Here is a 24,513-nt window from a genome sequence, read left to right as displayed (position 1 = left end):
CCCTGCGTCGGGTGCTGGTGACCGGCCTCGGCCCGGTCTCCAGCATCGGCATCGGCGCGCGGCCGTTCGCCGCCGGGCTGCGCGCCGGCCGGTCCGGGATCTCCCCGATCGGCAGCTTCGACGCCGACGGCTTTCCGCACCGGCACGCCGGTGAGGTGCCCGACTTCGACCCCGGCGCGCTGCTGCGTACCCTCGATGTCGGCCAGTGGGGACGGTCGAGCCTCTTCGCGGCGGCTGCGGCGCGGCTCGCCGTCACCGACGCCGACCTGGACCCGGCGGCGATCGACGCGGACCGGGCCGGCGCGGCCATCGGCACCACAAGCGGCGAGTCGGTGGCGATGGAGCAGCTGACCGCGCAGCGGGTGACCGGCGGGTTCGCCGCCATGGACGCCACCGCGCTGCGCCAGCTGCCGGCGGGCCGGCTGGCCCACGCGGTAAGCGCCGAACTCGGCCTGCGCGGCGAGTCCGTCACCATCGCCACCGCCTGCTCGGCGAGCAACTACGCGATCGGGTACGCCTACGACCTGATCGCCACCGGCGAGGCGGACGTCATGCTGGCCGGCGGTGCCGACTCGGTGTGCCGGTGGGCGCACGCCGGCTTCTACCGGCTCGGCGCGCTCGCCGAGCGGGAGTGCCGCCCCTTCGACCGGGACCGCAGCGGCATCCTGACCGGCGAGGGCGGGGCGGTGCTGCTGCTGGAGAGCGCCGAGCACGCCGCGGCGCGCGGGGCGCGCGGCTACGCGGAGGTACGCGGCTACGGGCACAACTGCGACGCCGCCCACCCGGTCGCGCCCGAGCGGTCGAGCATCGCCGAGTGCATCCGCACCGCGCACCGCAACGCGGCGGTCAGCGCGGACGAGGTCGACTACGTCTGCGCGCACGGGACCGGCACGCAGGCCAACGACGCCGTGGAGATCGCCGCCCTGCGGGACGTCTTCGACGGCCGGCCGCCACCGGTCAGTTCGGTCAAGTCGATGATCGGGCACACCATGGGTGCCGCCAGCGGGTTCGGCGCGATCGCCAGCGTGCTCGCCATCGAACAGGGCTTCCTGCCGCCGACGATCAACCTCGCCCAGCCCGACCAGAGCCTCGGCGACGTCGACTTCGTGGCGAACGAGGCCCGCCCGGCGAAGATCAGGGTGGCCCAGAACAACGGCTTCGCGTTCGGCGGCAACAACGCGATCGTCGTCTTCGGCACGGCGGCATGACCCCGCTCGCGATCGTCGGCACCGGCGCCGTGCACCCGGACGGGGTCGGCGCGGCGCTGCTGCCGACCACGGCCGAGCCGGCCGGCGACGACCTCACCGGTGCGCCGGTGGCGAGCTTCGCCGGTGAGCCGCTGCCGCCCGCCGTGCACCGGTTCGCGGCCGACTTCGACGTACGCGAGCTGCTCGGCCGCAAGGGCACCAGCTTCTACGACCGGGCCACCGCGATGGCGGTGGTGGCCTGCGGCGAGGCGCTGCGCTCGGCCGGGATCGCCACCGGGCCCGACGGCGACGGGCGCACCGGCGTGGTGCTCGGCACCACGCTCGGCAGCTTCCGGTCCACAAGCGACTACAGCCGGGAGACCCTGGTCCAGGAGAAGCCCTACCTGGTCAACCCGGTGTTGTTTCCGAACACGGTGATGAACTGCGCGGCCGGCCAGGTCGCCATCCGCTACCGGCTGCGCGGGGTCAACTCCACAGTGGCGACCGGCCCGCTGGCGATGGTGTCGGCGCTGCGGTACGCGCACACCACAATCGTGCGGGGCGCCGCCGACGTCCTGCTCGCCGGGGCGGTGGAGGAGTTCAGCGCGCACCGGGCCTGGTGGGTGCACCGGCGCCACGGCGGCCCGACCGGCGAGGGCGCGGCGGTGTTCGCGGTGCGCGCCGACGCGCCCGGTCTGGACCGCGACGCCGAGATCCTCGGGCTCGCCACCGGCTTCGCGCCCGATCCGGCCGACGCGCTGGCCGGCTGCGTACGGCGGGTGCTCGGCCAGGCGGCCCGGTCCCCGGCCGAGGTGACGGCGGTCATTCTCGGCGACGTCGACGCGACCGCCGACGCCACCACCGCCGCGCTGCTCGGCCACCATCCGGAACGGATCTGGGCCGGGCACTGGTGGGGCGAGTGCGACGCGGCGGCGGGCGCGCTCGGGTTGGCCGTCTTCCTCGCCCAGGTACGCGCCGGCGTCCTGCCGGACGGCGCGCTGGGACTGCTCACCGCGACGAGTCCGGACGGCGCGGCCGGGGCGACCCTGGTGCGGGGGTGGGCGCGTGGTGCCGACGGTGCCTGACCGGGCCGCGCCAAGCCTGATCGTGGCGAGTGTCGTGCGTACCTGCCTCGGCGACGGCGCGGCGACGTTCACCGCGCTGCTGGCCGGCGCCGACGGCCGAGCCCCGCTGCGGTCGGCCGACCCGGCGAAGGTGAACGTGGCCCACGGCTACCACCTGCCCGGCGAACCGGTGCGCCGGTTCGCCGCGAGCGACTGGCTCGCCGGCTGCGTCAGCCGGGCGGTACGCGCGGCCCGGCTCGACCCCACCCGGCAGCGCGTCGTCGCCGTGGTCGGCACCGGCCTGCGGGAGCTGGCCGCCGTAGAGGAGTTCGCGCTGACCGGGCAGCCGGTGTCGGCGGAGCGGCTGCACTTCGGCCCGGTGCTGCGGGCCGTGGTACCGGGCATCGCCGAGGTGATCACGCTTGTCAACGCGTGCAGCGCCGGCCTGCACGCGCTCGCGTTGGGGCAGGACCTGCTGGCCGCCGGTGACGCGGACGCCGTCGTGGTGGCCGCCGTGGACGGGATGACCCAGTCGATGCTGGCGATGATCGGCCGGGTCGTTGACGAACCCACCGACCGGGTCCGCCCTTTCGACGAGCACCGCCGTGGGGTGCTGCTCGGCGAGGGCGCGGCGGCCCTGGTACTGCTGCCCGACCCCGCCACCGGTTCGGGTGCGCGGGCGGCCACCGGCTCGGATGTGCCGGCCGCCGCCACCGGCTCGGGTCAGCGGATCGCTGGTCCGGGGGGTCCCGCCGGCACCGGTTCGGGTGTGCGGGAGACCGGGCCGGTGCCGTTGGGGCGACTGCTCGCCACCGGCCTGTCCTGCGACGCCCGGCACGAGACCGCGCCGGACGTGGCGGGCATCAGCCGGGCGATCCGCGACGGCCAGGCCCGGGCCGGCGTCGACCCGGCCGACGTGGACCTGGTGGTGGCGCACGGCACCGGCACCGCGCTCAACGACCCGGCCGAGTGCGAGGCGCTGCGCCGGGTCAACCTCGCCGCCGGGGGAGATCCGCTGGTCACCGCCGTGAAGGGCGCGCTCGGCCACACCTCCGGGACGGCCGGTCTGGTCAACGTGGACGTGGCGCTGCGCGCGCTGAGCACCGGTACGGTGCCGCCTATCGTCGGCCTGGACGTCCCGCTCGCCGCCGGGAAGGAGCTGCGCTTCGTCACCTCGGCGCGGGTGGCCCGGCCCCGGCTGGCCCAGGTGCACGCCTTCGGCTTCGGCGGCGTGAACGCCGTGTCGATCATCGCGGGGTGCGGATGAGCCGGATCGTCGCGTGGAGTCTGCATCTGCCCGGCGAGCGTCCGGTGACCGGGCTCGCCGAAGGCCGTACGCTCGTCGACGGCCCTGCGCTCGGGCTGGGTGGCGCGGTCCCGCCGGAGCGGGCGCGTGACCTGCTGGGCCGCAAGGGGCTGCTCTACAAGGAACCGGCGACGCTGCTGGCGCTCTGCGCCGTGCACCGGGCCCTCGGGCTGCCGCCCGGGCACCGGCCGACGGTCGAGGTCGACCCGGGCGTTGCCGTCGTCGCCTGCGGCAACCTCGGCAACCTGGCGACGGTCGCGGAGGTGACCCGCACGGTCGCCGCCGAGGGCGGCCGGGCGGTAAGCCCGCTGGCCGCGCCGAACGCCTCCAGCAACGTCGTGGCCAGCACGGTCGCGCTCTGGTTCGGCTTCGGTGGACCGAACCTGATGATCTGCACCGGGGCCACCGCCGGCCTCGACGGGCTGGCGATGGCGGCGCTGCTGCTGCGCGGCGGCCGGGCCCGGCGGGTGGTGGTCGTCGGCGCGGAACCGGAGGACGAGGTGGCCGGCGCGATCCACGCCGCCGGCGACTACGGCCATCCGCTGCGGGCCGGCGCGGCCTGCCTCATCCTCGAACCCGACCAGCCCAGCCAGTCCGAACAGCCTGGCCAAGCCGACCAACCCGGTCAACCCAGCCAACCCGATCCGCCTGGCCGACCCGACCCGCTTGACCCGGCCCGCGACCAGCGTGGGGTGCGGCTCGACGTGCTGGCCACCGGTGCCGACTGGCCACGGGCACCGGAGCTGGTCATCGGTCCCGACGGCTGGGACCCGGCCGTCCACTGGGGTGACGGTCACGGCGGGCAGGGCGTGATCTCGGTGGCGCTCGCCGTCGAACTGCTGGCCGGCGCGGGGCCGACCCAGCCGGCCGGGATCGGGGTCGCCTGCGGCCCGGCCGCCGGGCCGGTGCGGCGGGCGCTGGTCCGCCCGGCGAGCGATGGCGGCGGCCGTGGCTGACAAGCGCCGCGCGCCGCAGGTGCTCAACGAGGGCGCGCCGGGTGGTGCGCTTGTCGTGCTCGCGCACGGCCTGGAGGACGGCTGGCGCAACTGGCGACCGCTGGCTCGCCGGCTCGATCCCGCCTGGCGGCTGGTCGCGCTCGACCTGCCCTGGCGGGCCGGCAACGACTACCGGTGGCGGCACGAGGCGCTCTCCGCCCGGTGGTTACGCCAGCACCTGGACCACCTCGACCGCGCCCCCGACCTGGTGATCGCGCACTCCTACGGCGCGACCGCCGCGCTGGACCTGGCGGCCCGGGGCGAACTGGTCACCGGTGGGCTGGTGCTGCTCTGCCCGCTGTTCCGGCCGGTCACCGATCCGGTGGACTGGGCGGTGGTGGAGCGGTCCCGGGTCAGCTTCGACCGACACCTGCGGGCGGCCGTACGGGTGTCGATCGGGCCGCGTGCCGACCGGCTGGAGCCGGAACTGCTCGACGCGATGATCGACGTGGTGGCCGACCGGATCGGCCCCGCAGGTTTCCTGGCCGCGCTGGACCAGTTCGTTGCCAGCTCCTATCTGGACCTGCCGGCCATCGCGGCACCGGCGCTCTTCCTGATCGGGGGCGCGGATCCGACGCTGGTCCGCCAGACGCCGCAGGTGCTGGCCGAGCGGATGCCCGGCGCCCGGGTGCTGGTCGACGAGAGCTACGACCATTTCTGTCACGTCCGGCGGGCCGACGCGGTGGCCGGCGAGATCGGCCGGTTCGTGACCGATTTCGCGGTGCTGCCACCGGCCCGGACCGGGGCGGGGAGGGGGAGGCCATGACCACGACCATGCCGGAGCGCACCAGCCTGTCGATGCGGCCCGGGTACGAGGGCGCGAACATCCGGACCTGGGTCGGTTTCAAGCACTTCATGTACCTGGCCGAGGCGGCGGTGTTGCAGTGGTTCCGCGATCGGGACCTGGGGCCGCACCGGCTGCTGCACGAGCACGGGCTCGGCTGGGAAGTGATCGACTCGTCCGTGCAACTGCCCGCTGTGCTGGAGGTCGACGACGAGGTCCGGGCCGAGGTGACCCGGCTCGGCGGGCGCAGGTTCTCGGTCGTACTCACCACCGAACGCGACGGCGGCACCGTGACCGTGCTGCGCGGCAAGCTCACCGTGGCGCTGGTCCCCGAGGCGATCGGGGTGGCCACGGCACCGGTGCCGGAGGCGTACCGGGGGCTGCGGGTGGACTCCTTCGCCGAGGCGGTCACCCCGGCACCGGAGCCCGGGCCGGAGGACTTCCGGTGGAGCTGGCGGGTGCCGTACTTCTACTGCCACTTCACCGACCGGTTGCAGCACTCCGGCTACGTCCGGGCGCTTGAGGAGGTGGTGGACCGGTTCCTCGCCGACCGGGACATCTCCGTCGGCCGGTTGCTGGTCGAGCGGTCCTGGATCCCGGTGGTGTCCCGGGCCCGGGTACGCCAGCTCGCGCCGGTGCACATGGAGGAGACGCTGCACACCACGCTTACCGTCGGTGACGTGCTGCGGGACACCATGTTCGAGGCCCGGATGGACTGTTACGTGCTGCGCGACGGGCAGCCGGTGCACACCGCCACCGCCACGATCCTGCACGGCTACGCGATAAGCGCCGGCCCGCAGGCGGGGTCGCTGGCCAACCTCGGCGAGATCGCCGACGTGCTCACCGGCCGGAGCGGGTCGTGAAACGCCGGCCCCGGATCTACTTCTCGTTCCGCAGCCCGTACAGCTGGCTGACCGTGCACCGGCTCCGCGCGGACGCGCCGCAGCTCTGCGCCGAACTCGAATGGATCCCGTACTTCGATCCGGACCACACCACCTCCGCCCTGCTCGACGACCGGGACGCCGCCTTCCACTACGTGCAGATGAGCCGGGCCAAGCACCGCTACATCCTGATGGACACCAAACGCCTCGCCGGCGACCTCGGCATCCCGATGGCCTGGCCGATCGACCGGGATCCGTGGTGGGACCTGCCGCACCTGGCCTGGCTGCTGGCCCGGCGGCTGGGTCGGGCCGACCCGTTCTACGACGAGTTGACCGCGGCCCGCTGGGGGCGGGGCGAGAACATCTGTGACCCGGAGGTGGTCCGGGCCGCGGCGGCCCGGGCCGGCGTCGACCCGGAACTCGCCGCGCACGCGCCGGACGACCCCGAGATCCGCGCGGAGGGGGTGGCCGGTCTGGTCACCGCCTACGAGGACGACATCTTCGGTGTGCCCTACCTGAAGCTGGGGCCGCACCGGTTCTGGGGATACGACCGGCTGGACGCGTTCCTGCGGGTGTGGCAGGAGAGCACCGGCCGGGCCGACCCGGCACGAGAGGGCAAGGAGATCCGATGAGTGACGACCCGTACGCCGCCGCCGTGGCGGTCACCCCGGAGCCCGCCGCCGAGGAACCGCCGGCCCCGCTCGAGCTCTGGGACGACCCCGAGTTCGGCTACGACACCGACACCGCCGGCGGATGTGGCTGATGACCGAGGGCACCCGGGCCCGGCGCGGCCCCGCCGACGAGCGCCTGCACCGCAAGCGGCAACTCGCCGCCACGCTGCGCATCTTCGCGCGGCTCGGCTTCGACGAGGGCGCGGGCGGGCACGTCACCGCCCGCGACCCGGAGCAGCCCGACCATTTCTGGATCAACCCGTTCGGGTTGCACTTCGGCCTGGTCAGCGCCAGTGACCTGCTGCTCGTGGACGCGGCCGGCGCGGTGGTGGAGGCGGGTCGGTCGCGGCACCGCACGGTCAACCCGGCCGGGTACGCGATCCACTCGCACATCCACTCGGCCCGCCCGGACGTGGTGGCCGCCGCGCACACCCACTCGATCCACGGTCGCGCCTGGTCGACCACGGGCCGGCTGCTCGACCCGATCACCCAGGACGCCTGCGCGTTCTACCAGGACCATGCGCTCTACGACGCGTACGGTGGCGTGGCCGACGCGGAGGAGGGCAAACGGATCGCAGCGGCGCTCGGCACCCGGCGCGCGGTCATCCTGCGCAACCACGGGCTGCTCACGGTGGGCGCCTCGGTCGGCGAGGCGGCGTGGTGGTTCATCAGCATGGAACGCTGCTGCCAGGTGCAGTTGCTGGCCGAGGCGGTCGGGCCGCCGGTCCTCATCGGCCACACCGAGGCGCTGGGCACCCACGCCACCATCGGTACGCCGGGCCTGGGCCGGATCAACTTCCGACCGATGTACGACGAGATCGTGCACCGGCAACCCGACCTGCTGGATTGAGCGGGGGCGGGCGATGGCGCAGTACCTGACCTCGATCGTGGCCGCCCGGCCGGACGGCGAGGCGCTGGTGGGCCTGGGCGGTACGCGGACCTGGCGGTGCCTGGATGGGCGGGTGAACCGCTGGGTGCACCTGCTGCGCGGGCTCGGGCTGGGTCGGGGCGACCCGGTGGCGATGCTCATCGGCAACCGGGTGGAGACGTTCGAGGCGATCCTGGCCTGCCTGCACGCCGGGCTGGTGATCGTACCGGTGAACTGGCACCTGACCCCGGCCGAGGCGGCGGCGATCGTCGCGGACGCCGGGTGCGCGGCGGTGCTCGCCGAGCCGGCCACGGCGGAGTTGGCGGCGGCCTGCGTGGCGGCCCTGCCCGAACCCGCCGGGGTACGGGTCCGGCTGGTCACCGGCGAGCGTGACCGGTCGGGGCTGCGGGCGGTGGAGCCGCTGCTGGCCGAGACCGGTGACTCCGAGCCGGACGACCAGCTCTCCGGCTCGATCATGATGTACACGTCGGGCAGCACCGGCCAGCCGCGCGGCGTACGCAACAACCTCTTCGTCGAGGGTGCCTCGCCGCGCCGCCTGGCCCGGCTGCTGGACTACGCGGCAAGCGTCCTGCGGGTGCCGGGCGACGGTGCGTCGGTGCTCCAGGTCGGTCCCTGGTACCACTCCTCGCAGCTGTACTTCGCGCTGATGCCGCTGCTGCGCGGCTGCCGGCTGCTGCTGCACGAGCGCTTCGACGCGGCGGCGGTGCTCGCCACCCTCGCCGCCGAGCGGGTGGTGGCCTGCCACCTGGTGCCGACGCAGCTGATCCGGCTGCTCGGGCTGCCACCGGAGGTCCGCGACGCCTTCCGGGCCGACCGGCTCAACGTGGTGTGGCACGGCGGTGGGCCCTGCCCGCCGCAGGTCAAGCGGGCGATGATTGACTGGTGGGGGCCGATCCTGCTGGAGTACTACGGCGCCACCGAGGGCGGGGTGGCCTCGCTTATCGACAGCACCGAATGGCTTGCCCGGCCGGGCAGCGTGGGCCGGGCCGCGCCCTACACCGAGCTGCTGGTGGTCGACGACGACGGCCGTCCCGTGCCGGCCGGGGTGACCGGCCGGGTGTTCCTGCGCCGGGCGGCCGGTCGCGGCTTCGAGTACCACCGGGCACCGGAGGCCACCGCCCGCGCCCACCTCGACCCGGGCACCTTCACCTACGGCGAGCTGGGCCACCTCGACGAGGACGGCTATCTCTACCTGGTCGGGCGGGCGAAGGACCGGATCGTCTCCGGTGGCGTCAACATCTATCCGGCCGAGATCGAGGCGGTGCTGCTGCGGCACCCGTGGGTGCTGGACGCGGCGGTGATCGGGGTGCCCGACCCGGAGTTCGCCGAACGTCCACTGGCGCTCGTGGAGCCGCATCCGACCGCCGGGGCGGGCGACGACCTGGCGACCGTGCTTGAGGCGCACTGCCGGCGGCACCTCGCCGGGTTCAAGGTGCCGCGTGCGTACCGGGTGGTGACCGCCCTGCCCCGGGACGCCAGCGGCAAGCTGCGCAAGGCCGAGCTGCGGCGACGCTGGGGAAGCCGATGACCGGTCAGGTGGCGTTGGCGGACCCGTCGACGTACGGGCGCGCGGTGCCGTACGCGGAGTTCGCCCGGCTGCGCCGGGAGGCGCCGGTCAGCTGGGTCGAGGAGCCCGAGCGGCTGCGGTACAGCTCGGCCGGGCTGGTCCGCGAGCGGGGCCCTGGCTACTGGGCGGTGACCACGCACGCGGCGGTGAACACGGTGTCCCGGGAACCCGGGATCTTCTCGTCCGGCGAGCGCGGCGCGTTCCTGGTCGACCCGCGGACCAGGGCCGATCTGGAGTTCACCCGGCAACTGCTGATCAACATGGACGCACCGCAGCACACCCGGATCCGCCGGGTCGTGTCCTCGGTGTTCACCCCGCGGGCGGTGGCCCGGCTGCGCGACAGCATCGCCGCCCACGCCGCCACTGTCGTCGCCGACGTGCGGGCCAGGGGCAGCTTCGACGCCGTCACCGACCTGGCCGCGGAGCTGCCGCTGCTGGTCCTCGCCGACCTGCTCGGCGTGCCGCGCGCCGACCGGCACCTGTTCCACAGGTGGAGCAACAACCTGGTCGGCTTCGACGATCCCGAGTACGGCGGCGCCGACGTCGACGCGTACCGCCGGACGTTCTTCGAGGCGTTCCAGTACGCGCTGCGCATCGCCGACGACCGGCGCAACCAGCCACGCGACGATCTGGCGAGCCGGCTGGCGGGCGATGGCGGCCTCACCGACCGGCAGTTCTGCCAGTTCTGGCTGCTGCTCATCGTGGCCGGTAACGAAACCACCCGGCACCTGATCGGCGGCAGTCTCCGGGCGCTTGTCGAACATCCGGCGCAACGCGACCGGCTGATCGCCGAGCCGCGCCTGATCGGTACCGCCGTCGACGAACTGGTCCGCTATGTCTCGCCGGTGATGCAGTTTCGGCGTACCGCCACCCGTGACGTCGAGCTGGCCGGGGCGTCCATCCGGGCCGGCGACAAGGTGGTGCTCTACTACGTCTCGGCGAATCGGGACGAGACGGTCTTCGAGCACCCCGATCGGTTGGACCTGGCCCGTACGCCCAACCCGCACCTCGGCTTCGGCATCGGCTCGCACTTCTGCCTCGGCGCGCACCTGGCCCGGTTGGAGCTGACCCTGCTGCTGGAGGCGCTCGGGCCGCACCTGGCCACGCTGGCGCAGACCGGGCCGGTGGTGCGGCTGGAGTCCGCCTTCGTCAACGGTGCCAAGTCGATGCCCTGCCGGATCTGAGCCACACCGCCGCCACCCGACTGGTCAGGGGAAGCCGCCCAGCACCGCGACGAGAGCCACCCACCGATGATCAGGTTCAGCACGCACGAGGGGGGAGCATACCCAGTATGCATACGTGCCGGCCAGTGCCAGGTGTGTGCAGTTGTCCCGTATGGGTACATCGTTCCCCAAGCGACAGCGGTGGTTGAGGTGCACCGGCCGGACGGCCGGTCGGCCACCCTTGCGGAAGGAGCACGATGATGTCGATGCGTAACTGGATCGCCGGAGCCGGCCTGGTGGCGTTGGCCGTTTCGACGGGTGCCTGCGGCGGCACCTCCTCGGAGGACGTGGCCTCCGACCTGACCGGCACGCCGACCAGCGCAGCGACCTCCGCCGCACCCACCGAGTCCGCCCCGGCCACCCCGACGGCGAACTCGCCGGTGCTCTCCGGCGACCGGCAGGTGACCATCACCCTGGTCGACGGCTTCGAGGGCGGCCTGTCGCTTACCGACGAGGGACGACTGGGCCTGGTGGACGGCGACGAGGGCCGGCAACTCTTCGTGCCGACGCCGCTGGGCGGGCAGGAGTTCCTGGTCAAGTCGTACCGGGGTGCCGGTGGCGGACCGGGCACGGGTGAGGCGGTCTGCTGGCAGGTGCAGAACCCGGGCAACAGCCAGCCGTTGGTCGTGCAGGGCGCTGACTGCGACGAGAACGAGGCGCGCCAGCGGTTCACCATCGCACCGGTCGAGGGCGCCGAAGAGGCGTTCGTGATCAGCAACAGCTCGGCGTACCTCTTCAACTCCTCGAACTCCGGTCTGATCCTGGAGGAGTTGGGCGACTCCGATCCGATGAGCAGCTTCCGCTTCAACGACAACGGACCGGCACCCGAGCAGAGCTGATCCGGCAGCAGGCGTCCCGCATGCCGACGCCTAGTGTGGACGCGCGACGCCGTTCTGGTAGGCCCAGACCACCGTCTGCAACCGGTCGCGTGCGCCGATCTTCGCCATCGCGCGCCCCAGGTGCGACTTGACCGTGCTGGTCTCGATGAAGAGTTCGGTGCCGATCTCGACGTTGGAGAGCCCTCGGGCGAGCAGGCCGATGATCTCGACTTCCCGCGCGGTCAACTGGTGCGCCGCCGCGGCGTCGGTCCGTGGTGCGGGTCTGCGCCGCGCGAACTCCGAGATCACCCGTCGGGTCACGGCCTGGTCGACCAGGCCCTCGCCACTGGCGAGTCGCCGCACCGCGTCGATCAGCTCCTCGGGTTCGCAGTCCTTGAGGATGAAGCCGCTGGCACCGGATTCGAGCGCGCCGAAGACGTACTCGTCGAGGTCGAAGGTCGTCACCACCAGGACCGCCGGTGGCGACTCGGCCGCCTCCGCGACGATCCGGCGGGTCGCGGTCAGGCCGTCGCCACCGGGCATCCGGACGTCCATGCAGATCACCTCCGGCCGCAACCGGCGGGCCAGGTCGACCGCCGCGGTGCCGCTGGACGCCTCTGCCACGACCTCGATGTCGCCCGCCTGCTCCAGGATGACGCGGAAGCCGGCCCGTACCACCGCCTGATCGTCAACGAGCATCACCCTGATCATCCGCCGCTCTCCTCCTTGGCCGCCGTCGCGACTCGATTGTCGTCCCGGGTCGGCAGCCGTACGCTCACCGACCAGCCGCCCTCTGGCGTCGGGCCGGCGGTGAACCGCGCGCCGATCAGCTGGGCCCGCTCCCGCATGCCCACCAGCCCCACCCCGCTGCCGCCGGCCGGCGGCCCCGGGCGTCCCGGCGCCGGGCCGTTGACCACCTCAAGCAGGATCTCGCGGGGCAGGAAGCGGAGTTCCACCCGCACCGGTGTGCCCGGTGCGTGCTGGCGGGCGTTGGAGAGCGACTCCTGCACCATCCGGTAGAGCGCGACGTCGGCGATCGGCGGGACCTCGCGCTGCTCCCCGTCCCGGATCAGCTCGACCGGGCCGGCGAGCCCGTGCGCGGTCCGTACCAACTCGTCGAGCATGGCCAGCCCGGGCACCGGCACCGTACCGTCGCCGCCGTCCCCGGGCCGGCCGCGCAGCACGCCCACTACCAGTCGCAGGTTGTCGAGGGTCTCCTTGCCCTGCGCCCGGATCCAGGCCACCCCGGCCTGCGCGGCTGACGGATCACGGTCGATCAGCCGTTGCACCGCCGAGGCCTGCACGATCATCCCGGAGAGGTGGTGGGCGGCCACGTCGTGCAGCTCCCGGGCCATCCGGGACCGCTCGGCCCCGATCGCGGCCTGCACCTTGGCCTGCTGCGCCGCGATCGCCTCCTCGGCGCGCTGCCGCATCAGCTCCAGGTTCCGCCGCCGGGTGGCGACGTAATTGCCGATGAAGGTGGCGCCGACGTAGACCAGGACCGCGGCGGTGGAGTGGCCGACGGTCGTGAAGAGCAGTTCGGCACCGGCCGGGCCGGTGGCGACCAGCGCGGCGGGGGTACCTGCCACGCCGGTGACGACCAGCGCCCCCGACGTCTCCACCGCCACCGCCGCCCCGGCGGCCAGCAGCGCCGGCCGGAGCGGCAGCAGCGACCCGACGCTGTAGGCCGCGACGAAGGGCGCGACGCCACGGATCGTCACGTCCGGCAGGGAGCCGGCGATGACGACCAGCTGGACGCCGACGACGAGCGCGAGGCAGAGCAGCGGACGGACCCGACGCAGGCAGAGCAGCATCGCCTGTACGCAGGCGACGGCGATGACCAGCCAGGCCCGCACCGGCTCGAAGTAGAGCCCCTCCGCCGAGGCCAAGCCCCAGAACAGCAGTGCCAACAGAAGGAAGGTGAGGACGGTGAGGACCGTCGCGAGCAGGCAGTCGCGGGCGAACCGTCCGGTGATCCCGAGTCGGCTGAGCCGTTCGTCGAGCCACCACGTCGACCGGGGCACATCGGGTTCGGCCGTGGCGCCGGTGTCGTCCCTCATGTCATCAGCTTCCTTGCTCCGGATCGTTCCGGGTCAGGCGGGTCGGCCCGGTCAGTAGGAGATGCTCGGGGCCAGCAGCCGGAACTCGACGGCGAACCAGCCGGCCCCGACGAGTGCGAGCAGGACCAGGCCGCTGCCGACGACCCGGGACCAGCCGACCCGACGGCGTACGTCGTCGACCAGCCGGACGGCGGCGGGCAGCACGCCGAGCAGCCCGATCAGTTGCAGCACCTGCACGGTACGCAGGACGCCACCCGGTACGTCGGTCAGACTCATGATGGTGATGATGCTCAGCACCCAGCCGAGCAGTGCCAGCACGGTGGCGCCGACGGCGACGCGACTGAGGATCCGGGCGGTACGACCGGCCCGGTCCCGCCCGGGGTGACCGAGGCGACGGCGGACGATCGCGGCGACCGGCCACACCAGGATGGTGAGCAGGAGCACGAGAGTCGATCCGGCAATCACCGGGACGGCAACCGCCGAGCTGCGCGCGGGCTCGACCGGCAGCAGCGTGATCACGGGGTCGAGAGCGATCGCGTCGACGCTGTCGTCGGTCACCCGCATCGCCACCGTGCGCTGCCCGCCGACCTCGCGCCACACCCACGGCGCGACCTCCTCGTAAAGGGCCGGGCTGTCGGAGAGCGGCGCGGGCTGGAACAGCAACCGGTTCCCGTCGGCAACGCTGATCTCGGTCCGGCCGACCAGGCCGATCACGGTCAGGAAGTTGCTGTGCATGCCCCGGGAACTCTCGTACGTGCCGGCGGCCAGCGCGGCGTGCTCGGCGGTGGTTGCCGGGTCGACGGTGCTGGCGGTGGGGGCGCTGCGGGCGGGGTAGTAGCGGTCGGCGAAACCGTCGAGCACCGCCTGGCGCAGCTTGATGCTGTCCAGCCCACCGTTGCCGTTGCTGTTCAGCGAGATGAAGATGCCGGCCCGCTCGTCGGGGTAGATCTGTAGATGGGAGTGGAAGTAGAGGGTGTCGCCGCCGTGTCCGACGATGCGCCGGCCGTTGCGGCTCTCGTCGAAGAAGCCGAGCGCCATCCGGGGGCCGTCGGCGAGCGTGCCGAGCGAGGTGGCGTCGAGCGCCGGGCGCTGCATCAGCTCGCGGGTGGCCGGATCGAGCAGCGGTTCGGCACCCACCGGTTCGCCCAACTGGGCGAGCATGAACCGGGCCATGTCGGTGGCCGGGGCACTCAGCGCGCCGGCCGGGGGAGTGCCGACGATCTCGAAGGGACCGGCCGGCGAGGCGGCGTTGTCGTACCCGTTCGACATTCGGTCGGCCAGTGGCGCGGGCAGCGGCTGTTCGAAGCTCGACGAGGTCATGCCGGCGCGGGCCAGGACGTTGGCGGCGACGTACTCCTCGAAGCGGACGCCGCTGACGTGCTCCACGAGATAGCCCGCCAGCGCGTAGCCGTAGTTCGAGTACGCGGGCACCGTCCCCGGCTGGTAGATCTGCTCCGGCGGGTCGGTCATCAGGGCCTTGCGCAGGTCGACGCGGTTGCCTTCGGCAGCGATCAGGCCGGCGATCCGCTCCTCGAAGCCGGGGGTGTGCGTCAGCAGGTGACGCAGGGTGATCGGCTGCTCGTAGCGGCGGGGCAGGGTGAAGTCCAGGTAATCCTCGATGTTCCGGTCGAGGTCGAGGTCGCCGCGCTGGACGAGCTGCATCACGGCGGTGGCGGTGAAGAGCTTGGCGACCGAACCCACCCGGAACAGGTGTCGATCGGGGTCGACCGGCACCGCGCCGGTGCCACCGTCACCGGTGTCGGCGTGGCCGTACCCCCGGGCGGTGAGAATCTCACCGTCGTCCACGACAGCGACCGTGGCTCCGGCGATGCCGGTGCGTTGCAGCGCGGCCGGCAGCAGCCCGTCGAGCCAGGCGTTGACGTCGGCGGCGTTCAGGGCCGCCGGGTCGGTCGGCGTACCCGGTGCGGGTGGATTGGCGACGATCGGTGCCGGGCGCGGCTGCGCCGACATGCCGCAGCCGGCGACGGCGAAGACGATGGCGATCGCCGTGGTCAGGGCCGCGCCAAGCCGGACGCGGCGTGACCCGGACCGGGGCGCGATCGGTCGGGATGCATGGTGGGAAGACATGAGCCAAGCCTGCGGAAATCGCCGCCCCACGCCATCTGCCCCGAGACCGCATTCGACTTACGACCTGAGTCGCAATCTCCCGGGCCCGGAGGTGCTCAGGAGCTGGGTGGTTCGAGGTCGGCCTTGAGGGCGGCGAGCATGCCGACGGCCCGGTCGGCGTACTCGCCGATCCAGCGGTCGTGGATGTGTTTGATCGGCAGCGGGTCGAGGTGATTCCACCGCTCCCGGCCCTTGCGCTGGGCGATGACCAGCCCGGCCGCGTCGAGCACCCGTAGGTGCTGCATCACCGTGCAGCGGTCCAGTTCCGGGAAGCGGTCGCACAGGTCGCCGGTGGTGCGGGGCTGGTCCTTCAACAGGTCGAGGATCCGCCGTCGGGTGGGTGAGGCCAGCGCCTTGAACACGCCGTCCTCGTCGATCGGCTCGGCGTTTGCGGGGCGGTTATGTCGGGCTGACATGTTATAACCATATAACACGTCAGCGCCACGGGAGGAGATCAACATGGACCTGCGGTTCAAGGTCGCCGGACGGATCAGCCGGCCGGTAAACGAGGTGTTCGAGGCGGTCGTCGACCCGGACCAGCTCTCGAAGTACTTCACCACCGGCGGGGCCAAGGGTCGGCTCGCCACCGGCGCCACCGTCACCTGGGACTTCGCCGACTTCCCCGGGGCGTTTCCGGTCGAGGTGGTCGAGGTCGAGCAGGACCGACGGATCGTGCTGCGCTGGGAGGCCGCCGACGGTCCGCAGTCGACCACCGACGAGCCGGTCGCCGGCTCGGCCTACTTCACCACCGTCACCTTGGAGTTCGAGTCGCTGGAGGGCGACCGCACCCTGGTCACCATCGCCGAGGAGGGCTGGCGTCCGACCCCCGAGGGCCAGCGCGCCTCCTACGGCAACTGCGAAGGTTGGACCAACATGCTCTGCTGCATGAAGGCATGGCTGGAACACGGCATCACGCTGCGCACCGGCTTCTACGTCTGAGCGCGGCGGCGGGCCGGGGCGTCGGCCGGAGCGGCGTCGACCCGGGAGCGTGGCGTGACGATGTGCTGCAACCGGTCCAGTCGGTCGAGCACGTCGAACATCATGATCCGCAGTGCGGCGGTGTCCGCGTTCCGGTCCGGGGTCAGCCGGCCGAAGGTGGCCCCGTAGTAGAGCGCGGAGAGCACGGCGGGGGTGACCACGTCGGTGACGCCCACGGCCCGCAGCACCCCGCCGACGCTGCCCTCGTCGGCGAGCAGTCCGAGCAGCAGGTGGCTGCCGGTGATCGCGGCGGCGCCGTGCTCGGCGGCCTGGGTGGCGGCGACGTTGAGCGTCGCGCGGGCGTCGCCGCTCAACGTCGGCGTCGGGGCACCGGAAGGCTGCCGCGAGACCCGGGCCCGGCTCGGTCGGCGGCCGACCGTCGCGTCGATCGCGGCCTGGATCGACGCGGCCGGGAAGCCGAGCAGTTCGACGGCGTTGAGCACCAGGCTCTCGCCCTCGTCGAGGAACGCCTGGAGGATGTCGATCGGCTCGACGGTCGCCGCGCGACGCGCCGCGGCGACCTCGTAGGACTGGCGCAGGATCGCCGCGACGTGGTGGTTGGGTGGCGGTGCCAGCTCGACGGGCTCGGGTAGAGCCAGTTCGGCGACCGCATCGTGGGCGGCCCGGTCCGCCCCTTCGAGCGCCTGGGTCAGCGCGGTCTGGCAGATCCGCGAGACCGGCAGCCTCGCTTCGCGTACCCGATCGGCAAGGGCGTCGGGCAGGTAGACGTTTATTTTCGGCACGAATCTGGTCCTGTCACGGTCCGTCGGCGGCTGGGGCGCAGGTCACACGACCTGCGGTCTTGATCGCCTCTAAATCCTAGGGGCATACTAGGGTTATGCCAACGCTGCTGACCGCCCGCCGCGCGGTCGACTACTGCCGCACGGGCAGCGCGCTCTGTCCCAGCCGCTGACCCGGCTGCCCGCCGCAGCCGGCTGCTCGACGCGGCACCTCATTCGGACCGTCGCGTTCACTCCGGCCCCCTGACGGCCGTCATCTCCCGGCGCGATCCGGCGCACCCACCCGCCGCGCCGGTCCCCGGTCATCCGCCGTTCACCACGCGGTGGTCCGCGTTCTCGAACCCGGTACGCGGACCACCGTCGTACCGGCACGCCCATCCACGAAGACAAGGCTGCGACGCCATGACCCAGCACATCCCCGCACCCTCCGCGCTGCGTGGCGCGCCATTCGGTGCCGACGAACTGGCCGCCGCGCGGAGCGATCTCACCTCCGGCATCAACCGCATCTTCGCCGCCTCGGCGATGTCCGCCAGCGGACACGGGAACATCAGCGTCCGGCTGCCCGGACACGACAACCTGCTCGCCATAAACGCGGGCGACCTGCTGCGCCCGTGGCCGGCCGGGGACCTCCGCGTCGGCGTACCGGCGCTGCGTACCGTCAACGACGAGGTGGTCGTGGTCGACCTCGACGGCGAGGTGCGCTTCGGCGAGCCGAGCCCGTCGGTGGCCGCCATCCTGAAGATGCACGTCGGCGTCTACCGCACCCGCCCGGACGTCAACGCGGTAATCCACACCCACTCGCCCTACGCCACCAGCTACGCCCTCGCCTCGGTAAGCCTGCCGGCCCGCTACGAGGCGCTGCTTGTGCACGGCCAGGCGGTCGACATCCCGGTCGCCCCATGGGCACCGCGCGGCACGGCCGAGGCAGTCCGCGCCATCGCCGAGACCTACCGGGCACACCCGCAGACGTACGGCGTCCTGCTCGGCAACCACGGCCTGCTCGTGGCCGGGGACGACGCCAAGCACGCCGCGAGCCTGGTCGTGGCGATCGAGGAGGCGGCGGCGTCGAGCATCGGCGCGCTCGCCCTGGGCGGCCCGGTGCCCTTCCCCGAGCACGTCAAAGACCTCGACCTGCGCCTGCGCTTCTGACCGAACCGAACCCCCTTTCCACGACACCAGAATCGAGATCGATAATGTTCCGCTCGACCCCGACCATCCGGCACGTCCCCGGCACACCCGCGTTCCGTCGCGGCGCGGCCGGCCTGCTCGCCGCCGCGCTGCTGAGCACGACCCTCGCCGCCTGCAACAGCGCGGACGACTCCGCCGAGGCGGCCGGCTCGGACGACGGGCTGACCAAGATCACGCTGGCCTCGTCACCACTCGGCCACCTCGCCCCGATCTACCTCGCCCAGGACAACGGCATCTTCGCCAAGCACGGCCTGGAGGTCGAGGTGGACACCGAGACCTCAGACCTGACCTCGGTACCGTCGGTGCTGGCGCGCAAGGTGGACTTCGCCACCGGTGACCTCACCACGCTGATCGTGGCCCGCGCCCAGGGGCTGGACGTGAAGGCGGTGGTTCCGGCGTCCGCCTCGACAGGCAAGGCCGGCGAGGACTACGGCGCGCTGGTGGTGGCCGGCGACTCCGGGATCACCAGCCCGAAGCAACTCGAAGGCAGGACCGTCGCGGTCAACATCCTCACCAACATCGCCGCGGCCGCCGCCCGCGAGGCGGTACGCGCCGACGGCGGGAACTCGGATTCGGTGAAGCTCGTGGAGATCCCCTTCCCGCAGGTGCCGGCCGCCATCAGCGAGGGGCGAGTCGACGGCGCCTGGGTGGTCGAACCGTTCCTGTCGGCGGCGAAGGCGCAGGGCGCGGTGCCGATCGGCTGGGGCTTCACCGACCTCGCCGCGGACCTCACCGTCTCCGCCTGGTACACCTCCGGTGCGCTCGTCGAGCAGAAGCCGGAGGTGGTGACGGCCTTCCGGGACGCGATCCGGGAGGCGTTCGCCTACGCCCGCGAGCACGAGGCCGAGGTCCGGGCCAAGATCCCCACCTTCACCCAGATCACCCCGGAGGTGGCCAACAAGATCACCATCACCGGTTGGCGGGACGAGGTGAGTCGGCAGGCCGCCGAGAAGCTGGCCGGGTACGCGCAACGGGACGGCCTGATCGACACGGCGCCGAACCTCGACGAGCTGATCCTGCCGTGACCTCCGGCAGCCGCACGCCAGCCCCCGCCCGGGGGCTGGCCGGCGGCCCGATCGCGAACCGCCGGCTCCTCGGTGTGGTCGGGCTGCTGGTCACGGCGGTGGCGTACGAGGGGGTGACCCGGGCGTTCTTCTCGCCGCTGCACGTACCACCGCTCTCCGCCATCGTGCCGGAAGCCCTGCACCTGCTCACCGAGGCCCGGTTCTGGGCCGCGACCGGCCGGACCCTGCTGGCCGCGGCGGTCGGCCTGGTGCTCGCGGTGGTCGCGGGAATCGTCGTCGGCTTCGCCATCGGCTCCGTGCCGTGGCTGTTGCGGGTGACCTCGTCCACCCTGGACTTCCTGCGTCCGGTCCCGTCGATCGTGCTGATCCCGGTGCTGGTCCTGGTGCTGGACGTCGGGCAGATCACCGTCCTGCTCGTCGCCGTCTCCTGCTTCTGGATCGTGCTGTTCCAGGTGCTCTACGGGCTGCGCGACGTGGACCAGGTCGCGGTGGACACCGCCCGCAGCATCCGGCTCGGCCGCCTGGCCCGGATCGTGCACGTCACCTGGCCGACCGTGCTGCCCTACCTCGGCACCGCGCTGCGGCTGATCGTCTCCGTGGCGCTGGCCCTGGCCATCACCGGTGGTCTGGTCATGGGGGCCGCCGGCCTCGGCGAGCTGATCTGGACCAGCCAGGAGTCCGGCGAGTCCACAGGCATGTACGCCCTGGTGCTGCTGACCGGTGGCGTGGGGATCGCCCTCGACCTGGCCGCCCGGCTGGCCGAGCGGCGGCTGCTGCACTGGCACGTGGCGACCCGGCGGGAGGTGACGGCCGGATGAAGGCAACAGTCGTCGCCGGCCTGCTCCGCAGCAGCTCAGCGGTCGGCCTCGCCCTGGGCCTGCCGGTGGCGCTCTTCGCCCTCTGGTGGGTGGTCAGCGCGGACAGCACAAGCATCTTCCTGCCGCCGCTGCGGCGCATCGTCGAGGCGTTCGGTCAGGTGTGGCTCTCCGACGTCTTCGTCCGCGACGTCCTGCCCAGCCTGCGGCGACTCGCCACAGGCTACGCGGCGGCGCTGGTGGTCGGGGTCGGCGTCGGGTACGTGATCGGCCGCTGGGCGGTGGTACGCGCCCTGACCAGCCCGATCCTCGCCTTCTTCCGGGTGCTGCCGGCACCGGTGATGATCCCGGTGCTGCTGGTCGCGGTCGGCATCGGCGACGCCACCAAGCTGATCGTCATCGCGTTGGGTGCGGTCTGGCCCATCCTGCTCAACACCGCCGACGGCGTACGCGGCGTGGACGACGTCCAACTGGAGACCGCTGCCGCGTACCGGCTGCCGGGCTGGATCCGGCACGGCCTGATCCTGCGCGCGGCGACGCCGCAGGTCTTCGCCGGTGCCCGTCAGGCGCTTGGCATCTCGCTCATCGTCATGGTGGTCAGCGAGATGCTGATGAGCACCGACGGGCTGGGCTTCACCGTCATCCGGTTCCAGCGGACCTTCGCGATCCCGCAGATGTGGAGCGGCGTGCTGCTGCTCGGCCTGCTCGGCTTCGGTCTCGCGAAACTCTTCGAACTCATCGAGCGGCGCGCCCTGAGGTGGCATCGAGGAGCCACCGGACGAGAGGAGACATGGTGACAGCCGAGCCCGACGACGCCCTGCTGCGGATCGTCGACCTGGGGAAGTCGTACCGGTCCCGGGAACGCACCGTGGACGCGCTGGCCGGGATCAGCCTGGCGGTCCGCGACGGCGAGTTCGTCGCGGTCGTCGGCCCGTCCGGCTGCGGCAAGACCACGCTGCTGAAGATCGTGGCCGGGCTGCTGCCCGCCTCGACCGGGGAGGTGTTCCTGGCCGGGCGACGGGTGACCGAGCCACCGGCCGACCTCGGCGTGGTCTTCCAGGAGTACGGCCGCAGCCTCTACGCCTGGAAGACGGTCCGGCAGAACGTCGAGCTGCCGCTGCGGCACGGCCGCACCGGGCGCGCCGAACGTCGGGAACTGGTCGCGGAGGCACTCGATGCCGTCGGCCTGGCGCAGGCGGCCGACGCGTACCCGTGGCAGCTCTCCGGCGGCATGCAGCAACGGGTCGCCATCGCCCGGGCCATCGCGTACCGGCCGAGGCTGCTGTTGATGGACGAACCGTTCTCGGCGGTCGACGCCCAGACCCGTGGTGACCTGGAGGATCTGCTGGCCACCCTCTGGCAGCGGTACGCGATGACCGTCCTGTTCGTCACCCACGACATCGACGAGGCGGTCTACCTCGGCCAGCGGGTCGTCGTCCTCGGCGCGGCACCGACCGGGGTCGTCGCCCAGTTCCCGATCGACCTGCCGGCCGAGCGCGACCAGCTCGGCACCCGCTCCTCGGCCCGCTTCGGCGAGCTGCGCGCCCAGGTCTACGCGCAGGTCCGCCGCACCCCCGAACCCACCGCCCCGCAACTGCAAGAGGTGAACTCGTGAGCCAGCATCCGCAGGACAGCGCCCCACGCTGGCAGGACACCGGTGGCGGCGAAGGTCCGCTCTGGTCCTTCCACGTCGGCGAGGTAGAGGTCTTCCCGATCCGCGAGGTCGACTACTTCCCGGTACCGACCGACTTCTTCCCGCAACTGGAGACCGAGTCCTGGACCGAGGGCGCGTTCTACACGACCGAACCGTTCACCCGCGACGGTCGGATCGTGCTCAACCAGGAGGCCCACCTGCTGAAGACGAAGGACCGGCTGATCCTGGTCGACGCCGGTGGCGGCAACGGCAAGCCGCGCAATGGTGGAGTGTTCGACCGCGCCGACCGGCCCTTCCTGGAACAGTTCGCGCGGGCCGGGGTCGCGCTCGACGACATCGACACGGTGGTCTTCACCCACCTGCACGTCGACCACGTCGGCTTCGCCACCAGCTCGGACGGGGCCGGCGGCTGGGTGCCGACCTTCCCCAACGCCCGCTACCTGGTGGTCCGGGAGGAGTTCGACTGGTGGACCGGCCCCGAGGGGGCGGTGGCGCTGCGGCGTACCGGGGACTACATCGCGGACAGCATCCTGCCGCTGCGCGATGCCGGCGTACTCGACCTGGTTGCCGCCGACCACGTGCTCGCACCGGAGATCCACCTGGTGCCGGCGTTCGGGCACACTCCCGGCAACGTCTACCTGGTGGTCGAGTCGGCCGGCCAGCGCGCGCCCTTCGCCGGGGACATGCTGCACCACGGAGTGCAGTTGGAACGGCCGGAGTGGAGCATCCGCTACTGCGTGCTGCCCGGCGACTCGGCCGACCAGCGGCGTCGCCTGCTGGAACGGGCCGCCGACTCCGGTGACCTGCTGGTGCCGGCCCACTTCCCGTTCCCGGCCGCCGGCTACGTGCGGCGGGCCGAGCGCGGCTTCACGTACACCTTCATCGAGGTCTGATGCCGCCGCTCTACATCGCCGACTTCCACACCCACTACGCCTGTCCGGCCTACCCGGCGCTGGCGCCGCGCAACACCGCACCCGAGCTGGCGGAACGGTGGCGCGGGCTGGCCCGCCGGATCGCCGACCTGGACGGTCTGCTCGCCGAGACCGGCCGGCACGGCATCGACCTGCGGGTGCTCAGCGCGCCGCCGGCCCTGGTGACCCCGCACGGCGAGCGCACCCGACCGGCCGACCTGCGGCGGCTCAACGACCACCTCGCCGAGGCGGTCGCCGGCACGCCGGACCGGCTGCGGGGCCTGGCCACCATCGACGCCTTCGCCGGTGACGAGGCCGCCGACGAGGCGGTACGCGCGGTCCGGGAGCTGGGGTTGTCCGGGCTGGTCGTGGACTGCGCGACGGAGGGGCAACTGCTGGGCGCGAAGGCCGCCCGCCCCACCCTGACCGTGGCGGCGGAACTCGGCGTACCGGTCTTCGCGCACCCGGTCAGCCCCGACCTGTTGACCCGGTCCTTCGCCGGTCTCGGCCGGTACGGCACCTCGCTGGCCCGGGGCACCGTCAACGCCGCCGCGCTGCTGTCGCTGCTTGCCGACGGCGTCCTGGCCGAGCTGCCGGACCTGCACGTCGTGTTCCCGATGCTCGGGGTGGCCGGTCTGGCGTTGGCCGCCGCGACCGACCAGGGGGAGATCATCACGGCCTCGGCTCCGGCGGGACAGCGGGCCCACGTCTACCTCGACACGATGAGCTTCACGCCGGCCGCGATCAGCTTCGCCACCGACCTGCTCGGTGCCGACCACGTGCTCGTCGGCGGAGACTGGCCGATCGCCGTACGCGAGACCAGCCGCGAGCGGGTCGAGACGACACTGGCGCGGGCCGGGCTGAACGAGGCGGAGAGCCACCTGGTCGCCGGGGCCAACGCGCTGCGGCTGCTCGGCGCCCCGGCGGCCGTTGGCGGGTGAAAGCCGCGACCGGCTACCTGCGTGGGGTACGCAGGTAGCCGGTCACCACGGCGACGATCTCCCCGGTCAGCTCCGGCTCGCTGATCGGGTCGGGCTGCTGGCTGACGAACCGGTGCACCAGCGACTCGATGACGGCGACCACGACGCGGGCGCTGCGGGCCGGGTCGGTCAGATCCAGGCCGGGGTCCTGGCGCAGGAGCAGGTCGACGGCGTCGACCGCGTCGCGTTCGACCTCATGGAAGCGGGCCAGCAACTCGGGCGGGCGCGGCGACTCCTCGAAGAGCACCTGGTGCAGGCGCGGGTCGCGGGTGTGCAGTTCGGCGCAGGCGCGGACCACCGCTGGCAGCCATTGCTCCAGCGTGGCGGGCCGGTCGGCGAGGCTGGCCAGGCTGGACCGGACGGCCTGGGCGGTCTCGTCGACGTGTTCCAGCGCCAGGGTCAGCAGGATCGAGTCCTTGTTGGGGAAGTACTGGTACAGCGACCCCACGGAGAGCCGGGCCGCCGCCGCGATGCGGTCGGTCGTACCGGCGGCGTGGCCGTGGTCGGCGAAAACGCGAGCCGCCGCGTCGAGAATGCGTCGGCGGGTCTGCCAGGCGCGCTGCTGCTGGGGCGTCTTCCTGGGCTGATGGGGTGCGGGCCGGGGCGGCACGGTGGGCTCCAAACGCGAGTACCAGAAAGCGAGGAATCCC

The 24,513-nt window shown here is 72.8% G+C and carries 26 protein-coding genes; 20 read left to right on the top strand and 6 right to left on the bottom strand.

What is annotated here, in order from left to right:
- The first annotated feature begins 2 nt into the window (after positions 1 to 2).
- The 12 genes from AC507J_RS23325 (at position 3) to AC507J_RS23270 (ending at position 11,406) form a co-directional block, all read left to right on the top strand.
- A complete protein-coding gene (locus tag AC507J_RS23325) occupies positions 3 to 1,208 on the top strand; it encodes a beta-ketoacyl-[acyl-carrier-protein] synthase family protein (protein ID WP_496291346.1) in 1,206 nt (401 codons plus the stop codon).
- Positions 1,205 to 2,272 carry a beta-ketoacyl synthase N-terminal-like domain-containing protein gene (locus AC507J_RS23320; protein ID WP_496291313.1) on the top strand — a complete coding sequence of 356 codons (1,068 nt, stop codon included), beginning with the start codon at positions 1,205 to 1,207 and terminating at the stop codon, positions 2,270 to 2,272. Before AC507J_RS23325 ends, AC507J_RS23320 begins: the two co-directional genes overlap by 4 nt.
- Complete coding sequence (locus AC507J_RS23315) at positions 2,265 to 3,518, top strand: beta-ketoacyl synthase N-terminal-like domain-containing protein (protein ID WP_496291312.1); 1,254 nt, start codon at positions 2,265 to 2,267, stop codon at positions 3,516 to 3,518. The genes AC507J_RS23320 and AC507J_RS23315 overlap by 8 nt, the downstream gene beginning before the upstream one ends.
- Positions 3,515 to 4,513 (top strand): beta-ketoacyl synthase N-terminal-like domain-containing protein, encoded by a 999-nt coding sequence (locus AC507J_RS23310; protein WP_496291311.1) that lies wholly within the window; start codon positions 3,515 to 3,517, stop codon positions 4,511 to 4,513. The genes AC507J_RS23315 and AC507J_RS23310 overlap by 4 nt, the downstream gene beginning before the upstream one ends.
- Positions 4,506 to 5,318, top strand: a complete 813-nt coding sequence (locus tag AC507J_RS23305; RefSeq protein WP_496291310.1) for an alpha/beta fold hydrolase — start codon at positions 4,506 to 4,508, stop codon at positions 5,316 to 5,318. The genes AC507J_RS23310 and AC507J_RS23305 overlap by 8 nt, the downstream gene beginning before the upstream one ends.
- Positions 5,315 to 6,199 carry a thioesterase family protein gene (locus AC507J_RS23300; protein WP_496291309.1) on the top strand — a complete coding sequence of 295 codons (885 nt, stop codon included), beginning with the start codon at positions 5,315 to 5,317 and terminating at the stop codon, positions 6,197 to 6,199. The genes AC507J_RS23305 and AC507J_RS23300 overlap by 4 nt, the downstream gene beginning before the upstream one ends.
- Entirely contained in the window at positions 6,196 to 6,849 is a 654-nt protein-coding gene (locus tag AC507J_RS23295) for a 2-hydroxychromene-2-carboxylate isomerase (RefSeq protein WP_496291308.1), read from the top strand. Before AC507J_RS23300 ends, AC507J_RS23295 begins: the two co-directional genes overlap by 4 nt.
- The gene (locus AC507J_RS23290; protein ID WP_496291307.1) at positions 6,846 to 6,980 is read left to right on the top strand and encodes a hypothetical protein; all 135 of its coding nucleotides are present in this window, start codon (positions 6,846 to 6,848) and stop codon (positions 6,978 to 6,980) included. Before AC507J_RS23295 ends, AC507J_RS23290 begins: the two co-directional genes overlap by 4 nt.
- A complete protein-coding gene (locus AC507J_RS23285) occupies positions 6,980 to 7,738 on the top strand; it encodes a class II aldolase/adducin family protein (RefSeq protein ID WP_496291306.1) in 759 nt (252 codons plus the stop codon). The genes AC507J_RS23290 and AC507J_RS23285 overlap by 1 nt, the downstream gene beginning before the upstream one ends.
- A 13-nt stretch (positions 7,739 to 7,751) precedes the next feature.
- On the top strand, positions 7,752 to 9,305 hold the full coding sequence (locus tag AC507J_RS23280) for an AMP-binding protein (protein ID WP_496291305.1): 1,554 nt from the start codon (positions 7,752 to 7,754) through the stop codon (positions 9,303 to 9,305).
- The gene (locus AC507J_RS23275; RefSeq protein ID WP_496291304.1) at positions 9,302 to 10,528 is read left to right on the top strand and encodes a cytochrome P450; all 1,227 of its coding nucleotides are present in this window, start codon (positions 9,302 to 9,304) and stop codon (positions 10,526 to 10,528) included. The genes AC507J_RS23280 and AC507J_RS23275 overlap by 4 nt, the downstream gene beginning before the upstream one ends.
- 245 nt (positions 10,529 to 10,773) lie before the next feature.
- A complete protein-coding gene (locus AC507J_RS23270) occupies positions 10,774 to 11,406 on the top strand; it encodes a hypothetical protein (RefSeq protein WP_496291303.1) in 633 nt (210 codons plus the stop codon).
- A 30-nt stretch (positions 11,407 to 11,436) separates the two neighbouring features.
- On the opposite strand, the gene AC507J_RS23265 is transcribed toward AC507J_RS23270, so the two are convergent.
- The 4 genes from AC507J_RS23265 to AC507J_RS23250 form a co-directional block, all read right to left on the bottom strand.
- Positions 11,437 to 12,084, bottom strand: a complete 648-nt coding sequence (locus tag AC507J_RS23265) for a response regulator (RefSeq protein ID WP_496291302.1) — start codon at positions 12,082 to 12,084, stop codon at positions 11,437 to 11,439.
- Positions 12,085 to 12,092: 8 nt separating this feature from the next.
- A complete protein-coding gene (locus AC507J_RS23260) occupies positions 12,093 to 13,445 on the bottom strand; it encodes a sensor histidine kinase (protein ID WP_496291301.1) in 1,353 nt (450 codons plus the stop codon).
- A gap of 51 nt (positions 13,446 to 13,496) precedes the next feature.
- Positions 13,497 to 15,533, bottom strand: a complete 2,037-nt coding sequence (locus tag AC507J_RS23255) for a serine hydrolase domain-containing protein (RefSeq protein ID WP_496291300.1) — start codon at positions 15,531 to 15,533, stop codon at positions 13,497 to 13,499.
- Between the two features lie 95 nt (positions 15,534 to 15,628).
- Complete coding sequence (locus AC507J_RS23250) at positions 15,629 to 15,988, bottom strand: ArsR/SmtB family transcription factor (RefSeq protein ID WP_496291299.1); 360 nt, start codon at positions 15,986 to 15,988, stop codon at positions 15,629 to 15,631.
- Positions 15,989 to 16,031: 43 nt separating this feature from the next.
- Between AC507J_RS23250 and AC507J_RS23245 the strand changes: the two genes are divergently transcribed.
- Positions 16,032 to 16,511: an SRPBCC family protein gene (locus tag AC507J_RS23245; protein WP_496291298.1), complete on the top strand. Its 480-nt coding sequence runs from the start codon at positions 16,032 to 16,034 to the stop codon at positions 16,509 to 16,511.
- Here AC507J_RS23245 and AC507J_RS23240 read toward each other — a convergent pair.
- Positions 16,502 to 17,293 carry a hypothetical protein gene (locus AC507J_RS23240; RefSeq protein ID WP_496291297.1) on the bottom strand — a complete coding sequence of 264 codons (792 nt, stop codon included), beginning with the start codon at positions 17,291 to 17,293 and terminating at the stop codon, positions 16,502 to 16,504. The genes AC507J_RS23245 and AC507J_RS23240 overlap by 10 nt on opposite strands.
- A 399-nt stretch (positions 17,294 to 17,692) precedes the next feature.
- On the opposite strand from AC507J_RS23240, the gene AC507J_RS23235 reads away from it, so the two are divergent.
- Genes AC507J_RS23235 through AC507J_RS23205 form a run of 7 tightly spaced genes read left to right on the top strand, consistent with a single transcriptional unit; the run spans position 17,693 to position 23,824 of the window.
- Entirely contained in the window at positions 17,693 to 18,439 is a 747-nt protein-coding gene (locus AC507J_RS23235) for a class II aldolase/adducin family protein (RefSeq protein ID WP_496291296.1), read from the top strand.
- 44 nt (positions 18,440 to 18,483) lie between these two features.
- Entirely contained in the window at positions 18,484 to 19,503 is a 1,020-nt protein-coding gene (locus AC507J_RS23230) for an ABC transporter substrate-binding protein (RefSeq protein WP_496291295.1), read from the top strand.
- Complete coding sequence (locus tag AC507J_RS23225) at positions 19,500 to 20,321, top strand: ABC transporter permease (RefSeq protein WP_496291294.1); 822 nt, start codon at positions 19,500 to 19,502, stop codon at positions 20,319 to 20,321. Before AC507J_RS23230 ends, AC507J_RS23225 begins: the two co-directional genes overlap by 4 nt.
- Positions 20,318 to 21,115 (top strand): ABC transporter permease, encoded by a 798-nt coding sequence (locus AC507J_RS23220; protein ID WP_496291293.1) that lies wholly within the window; start codon positions 20,318 to 20,320, stop codon positions 21,113 to 21,115. Before AC507J_RS23225 ends, AC507J_RS23220 begins: the two co-directional genes overlap by 4 nt.
- A complete protein-coding gene (locus tag AC507J_RS23215) occupies positions 21,112 to 21,933 on the top strand; it encodes an ABC transporter ATP-binding protein (RefSeq protein ID WP_496291292.1) in 822 nt (273 codons plus the stop codon). Before AC507J_RS23220 ends, AC507J_RS23215 begins: the two co-directional genes overlap by 4 nt.
- On the top strand, positions 21,930 to 22,865 hold the full coding sequence (locus AC507J_RS23210; RefSeq protein WP_496291291.1) for an MBL fold metallo-hydrolase: 936 nt from the start codon (positions 21,930 to 21,932) through the stop codon (positions 22,863 to 22,865). The genes AC507J_RS23215 and AC507J_RS23210 overlap by 4 nt, the downstream gene beginning before the upstream one ends.
- Positions 22,865 to 23,824 (top strand): amidohydrolase family protein, encoded by a 960-nt coding sequence (locus AC507J_RS23205; protein WP_496291290.1) that lies wholly within the window; start codon positions 22,865 to 22,867, stop codon positions 23,822 to 23,824. The genes AC507J_RS23210 and AC507J_RS23205 overlap by 1 nt, the downstream gene beginning before the upstream one ends.
- 13 nt (positions 23,825 to 23,837) lie before the next feature.
- Here the strand turns inward: AC507J_RS23205 and AC507J_RS23200 are convergent, their stop codons facing one another.
- On the bottom strand, positions 23,838 to 24,473 hold the full coding sequence (locus AC507J_RS23200) for a TetR/AcrR family transcriptional regulator (protein ID WP_496291289.1): 636 nt from the start codon (positions 24,471 to 24,473) through the stop codon (positions 23,838 to 23,840).
- Between the last annotated feature and the right edge of the window lie 40 nt (positions 24,474 to 24,513).

Source organism: Micromonospora sp. PRAS1, assembly GCF_059553435.1.
Note: the sequence above shows the minus strand (reverse complement) of the source record. Positions and strands in the feature narration are given on the sequence as shown.

Coding starts and splice junctions, on each gene's coding strand:
- AC507J_RS23320 (WP_496291313.1), top strand. CDS start 1,205: ATGACCCCGCTCGCGATCGTCGGCACCGGCGCCGTGCACCCGGACGGG.
- AC507J_RS23310 (WP_496291311.1), top strand. CDS start 3,515: ATGAGCCGGATCGTCGCGTGGAGTCTGCATCTGCCCGGCGAGCGTCCG.
- AC507J_RS23300 (WP_496291309.1), top strand. CDS start 5,315: ATGACCACGACCATGCCGGAGCGCACCAGCCTGTCGATGCGGCCCGGG.
- AC507J_RS23290 (WP_496291307.1), top strand. CDS start 6,846: ATGAGTGACGACCCGTACGCCGCCGCCGTGGCGGTCACCCCGGAGCCC.
- AC507J_RS23285 (WP_496291306.1), top strand. CDS start 6,980: ATGACCGAGGGCACCCGGGCCCGGCGCGGCCCCGCCGACGAGCGCCTG.
- AC507J_RS23280 (WP_496291305.1), top strand. CDS start 7,752: ATGGCGCAGTACCTGACCTCGATCGTGGCCGCCCGGCCGGACGGCGAG.
- AC507J_RS23275 (WP_496291304.1), top strand. CDS start 9,302: ATGACCGGTCAGGTGGCGTTGGCGGACCCGTCGACGTACGGGCGCGCG.
- AC507J_RS23270 (WP_496291303.1), top strand. CDS start 10,774: ATGCGTAACTGGATCGCCGGAGCCGGCCTGGTGGCGTTGGCCGTTTCG.
- AC507J_RS23265 (WP_496291302.1), bottom strand. CDS start 12,084: ATGCTCGTTGACGATCAGGCGGTGGTACGGGCCGGCTTCCGCGTCATC.
- AC507J_RS23260 (WP_496291301.1), bottom strand. CDS start 13,445: ATGAGGGACGACACCGGCGCCACGGCCGAACCCGATGTGCCCCGGTCG.
- AC507J_RS23255 (WP_496291300.1), bottom strand. CDS start 15,533: ATGTCTTCCCACCATGCATCCCGACCGATCGCGCCCCGGTCCGGGTCA.
- AC507J_RS23250 (WP_496291299.1), bottom strand. CDS start 15,988: ATGTCAGCCCGACATAACCGCCCCGCAAACGCCGAGCCGATCGACGAG.
- AC507J_RS23245 (WP_496291298.1), top strand. CDS start 16,032: ATGGACCTGCGGTTCAAGGTCGCCGGACGGATCAGCCGGCCGGTAAAC.
- AC507J_RS23235 (WP_496291296.1), top strand. CDS start 17,693: ATGACCCAGCACATCCCCGCACCCTCCGCGCTGCGTGGCGCGCCATTC.
- AC507J_RS23230 (WP_496291295.1), top strand. CDS start 18,484: ATGTTCCGCTCGACCCCGACCATCCGGCACGTCCCCGGCACACCCGCG.
- AC507J_RS23220 (WP_496291293.1), top strand. CDS start 20,318: ATGAAGGCAACAGTCGTCGCCGGCCTGCTCCGCAGCAGCTCAGCGGTC.
- AC507J_RS23205 (WP_496291290.1), top strand. CDS start 22,865: ATGCCGCCGCTCTACATCGCCGACTTCCACACCCACTACGCCTGTCCG.